Source organism: Micromonospora endophytica, from assembly GCF_003236305.1.
In the GTDB taxonomy this organism is placed as follows: domain Bacteria; phylum Actinomycetota; class Actinomycetes; order Mycobacteriales; family Micromonosporaceae; genus Micromonospora; species Micromonospora endophytica.
This window is the reverse complement of the sequence record NZ_POTX01000394.1, coordinates 1-3,442: the sequence shown is the minus strand read 5'-3', so window position 1 is coordinate 3,442 and position 3,442 is coordinate 1. Positions and strand designations below refer to the sequence as shown.

Annotated in this window: 4 protein-coding genes and 1 pseudogene; 4 read left to right on the top strand and 1 reads right to left on the bottom strand. The window is 70.7% G+C overall.

Going from position 1 to position 3,442, the window contains the following annotated elements:
• Positions 1-360 carry an STAS domain-containing protein gene (locus C1I93_RS29620; RefSeq protein WP_111246548.1) on the bottom strand — a complete coding sequence of 120 codons (360 nt, stop codon included), beginning with the start codon at positions 358-360 and terminating at the stop codon, positions 1-3.
• 141 nt (positions 361-501) lie between these two features.
• Between C1I93_RS29620 and hemL the strand changes: the two genes are divergently transcribed.
• The 4 genes and pseudogenes from hemL to C1I93_RS29600 all read left to right on the top strand — a co-directional run.
• Positions 502-1,833, top strand: a complete 1,332-nt coding sequence (gene hemL, locus C1I93_RS29615) for a glutamate-1-semialdehyde 2,1-aminomutase (protein ID WP_111246547.1) — start codon at positions 502-504, stop codon at positions 1,831-1,833.
• A gap of 124 nt (positions 1,834-1,957) precedes the next feature.
• Positions 1,958-2,605: a histidine phosphatase family protein gene (locus C1I93_RS29610; RefSeq protein WP_111246546.1), complete on the top strand. Its 648-nt coding sequence runs from the start codon at positions 1,958-1,960 to the stop codon at positions 2,603-2,605.
• Positions 2,606-3,184, top strand: coding sequence for a TlpA family protein disulfide reductase (locus C1I93_RS29605; protein WP_111246545.1), 579 nt, complete (start codon positions 2,606-2,608; stop codon positions 3,182-3,184). It abuts the gene before it with no gap.
• Positions 3,184-3,442 (top strand): annotated as a pseudogene (locus C1I93_RS29600) (cytochrome c biogenesis protein CcdA); the annotation flags it as partial. The gene C1I93_RS29605 and the pseudogene C1I93_RS29600, both read left to right, overlap by 1 nt.

Sequence of the window (3,442 nt, the reverse complement as noted above, 5' to 3'; positions counted from 1 at the left end):
CTAGTCTCGTGGGCTCGGAGATGTGTATAAGAGGCAGGTGTTGTTGCGGATCATCAGGGCGCTGCGGAGGCCGGTGATGTCTAGGACGCGGATCAGGAAGTCGCCGACGTTGGTGAGGATCAGCAGGCTCTGGGCGTGGCTGGCCTTGCGACTGAGCACCACGAGCGTGCCGAGCCCCTGCGAGTCGCAGAAGGTCACCCCGCCGAGGTCGAGCACGATCCGGGGCGGCGGCTCGGTCAGCACCTCGTTGACGATCGTCGACAACTGGGCGGCCGTGAGCATGTCGATCTCACCGGCGAGGCGTAGTACTGCTTCGTCGCCCGTCCGGTGTACGGTGATGGACAGTTCGGCACGATCCACCCGGCCACCCTATCGCGATCTCGCACGCCCGGCCTGTTGAGGCGAGTGGTCCGCCGCCATCCGCGCTGGATGGTGAGCCTGGTAACCGTCATCCGGGGTGCCTGCTGGTCCGCCCCAGGGCGCTGACACAATGGCGACATCGTGACCGAGTTGTATCCCGCCGGATCCGACCGTTACCCGGTCGACGCCCCGGCCTCAGCGGCCCTGTTCGACCGCGCTCGCGCCATCGTGCCGGGCGGGGTGAACTCACCTGTGCGTGCCTTCCAGGCGGTCGGCGGCACACCACGTTTCATGGTCCGGGGCGAGGGTCCCTGGCTGCACGACGCGGACGGGCGGCGCTACGTCGACCTGGTCTGTTCGTGGGGTCCGCTGATCCTCGGCCACGCGCACCCCGAGGTGGTGGCGGCCGTGCAGGACGCCGCCGCGCGGGGCACCAGCTTCGGCACTCCGACCCCGGGCGAGGTGGAGCTGGCCGCCGAGATCGTCGCGCGTACCCCGGTCGAGCAGGTCCGGCTGGTCAACTCGGGCACCGAGGCGACCATGTCGGCGATCCGGCTGGCCCGGGGTCACACCGGCCGCTCGAAGATCATCAAGTTCGCCGGCTGCTACCACGGGCACGTCGACGCGCTGCTCGCCGCGGCCGGCTCCGGCGTGGCCACCCTCGGGTTGCCCGACTCGCCCGGCGTCACCGGCGCGGCGGCGAGCGAGACCATCGTGCTGCCGTACAACGACATCGCCGCGGTCGAGCAGGCGTTCGCCGCCGAGGGCCAGCACATCGCCGCCGTGATCACCGAGGCGGCACCGGGCAACATGGGCGTGATCGCCCCCCGGGACGGCTTCAACGGAGAGTTGGCCCGGATCGCCCACGCGCACGGCGCGCTGCTCATCATCGACGAGGTGATGACCGGGTTCCGAGTCTCCCGCTCCGGTTGGCACGGCCTCGACCCGGTCGACGCGGACCTGTGGACGTACGGCAAGGTCATGGGTGGTGGCCTGCCCGCCGCGGCCTTCGGCGGGCGCGCGGAGATCATGTCGCGGCTGGCCCCCGCCGGCCCGGTCTACCAGGCCGGCACCCTCTCCGGTAACCCGCTGGCCTGCGCGGCCGGTCTGACCACGCTGCGGCTGGCAGACGAGGCGCTCTACCGCAAACTTGACGACACCGCCGCCGTGGTGGGCAAGCTCGCCACCGACGCGCTGGCCGCCGCCGGGGTCCCGCACCGGCTGTCGTACGCGGGCAGCATGTTCTCGATCTTCTTTACCGACGCCGAGGTGGTCGACTACGACAGCGCCCGCACCCAGCAGGTGCCCGCGTTCAAGGCGTTCTTCCACGCGATGCTCGCCGCCGGGGTCTACCTGCCGCCGAGCGCGTTCGAGTCCTGGTTCGTGTCGGCGGCGATCGACGACGCCGCGCTGGAACAGATCGCCGCGGCGCTGCCGACCGCGGCCGACGCGGCGGCAGGTACAGGGGGGTAGCGGTGAGCGCGAGGAGTGAGCCGGTTTTGCGAGCCCCGCAGTCGCGAACGAAGGGACAGCGCGGTGAGCGCGAGGAGTGAGCCGGTTTTGCGAGCCCCGCAGTCGCGAACGAAGGGACAGCGCGGTGAGTAAGACGGTGGTCCACGTGCTTCGGCACGGCGAGGTGTACAACCCGGAGGGCATCCTCTACGGCCGGCTGCCCGGGTTCCGCCTCAGCGAACTGGGTGTCCAGATGGCCAAGGCCGCCGCGCAGGGGCTCGCCGACCGCGAGGTCGTGCACGTCGTGGCCAGCCCGCTGGAGCGCGCCCAGCAGACCGCCGAACCCATCGCCGCCCAGTTCGGACTCCCCGTCGGGGTGGACGAACGCCTGATCGAGAGCGCCAACTGGTTCGAGGGCAAGAAGGTCTCACCCGGCGACGGTTCCTTCCGTGACCCGCGCAACTGGTGGGTGCTGCGCGACCCGGTCACCCCCTCCTGGGGTGAGGCGTACCGGGTGATCGCCGAGCGGATGTTCGCCGCCCTGCACGCCGCCCGGATCGCCGCCGAGGGGCGCGAGGCGGTGCTCGTCTCCCACCAACTGCCGATCTGGACGCTGCGCCGGCACGTCGAACGCAAGCGGCTCTGGCACGACCCGCGTCGCCGGCAGTGCGGACTGGCCTCGCTCACCACCTTCCACTTCGACGGTGCCAAGGTCGTCGGCATCGGCTACTCGGAACCGGCCGCACATCTGGTGGCGATGTCAGCGACAGCCCGTACGGCCAAGGGGGCCTGAATGGCTCTCCGGAGGGTCGCCGCCGGGTTGCTCGCCGCCGCGACCGCCACCGCGCTGCTGACCGGGTGCCTGCCCGACGGCGCACAGCCGAAGTGTGGCAGCGAGGACGGCATCGTGCAGTGCACTCCGGAGCAGCGCTCCGCCGCTCCCACGATCAGCGGTGAGCTGCTCGAAGGCGGCTCGTACGACGTGGCCGACCAGCGCGGTCAGGTGGTGGTGGTCAACTTCTGGGGTTCCTGGTGCGCGCCCTGCCGGGCCGAGGCCGACGACCTGGAGAACACCTACCAGGCCACCAAGGAGTCCGGGGTGACCTTCCTCGGCATCAACGTGCAGGACAGTCGGGACAAGGCGATCGCCTTCGAAGAGGGCTACCGGATCAGCTACCCGAGCATCTTCGACCCGGGTAGCCGGCTGGCCCTGGCCATGGACATCCCGCCCAACTCGATCCCGGCCACCATCATCCTCGACCGGGAGGGCCGGATCGCCACGGTGATCCGGGCGGGCGTCCGGCAGGAGGGCCTGCAACCCCTCGTCGAGCGGATCGCCGCGGAGTCACAGCCGCCGGCCGGCCAGCGCTGATGGGCGACACCTTCCACCAACTGGCCACCTCGGGCCCGCTGCTGCTGGCGGTGGGTGCCGCCGCCCTGGCCGGCCTGGTCAGCTTCCTCTCCCCGTGCGTGCTCCCGCTGATGCCCGGCTACCTCTCCTACGTCACCGGCCTGGCCGGTGCCGACCTCGAAGGCCGCCGTGCAAGGAAGGGTGCAAGGAAGGATGCAAGGAAGGGCCCCCTATTAACGCCTGAGGTAGAGGAAGGGCCCCCTATTAACACCGCCCACC

Coding starts and splice junctions, on each gene's coding strand:
- C1I93_RS29605 (WP_111246545.1), top strand. CDS start 2,606: ATGGCTCTCCGGAGGGTCGCCGCCGGGTTGCTCGCCGCCGCGACCGCC.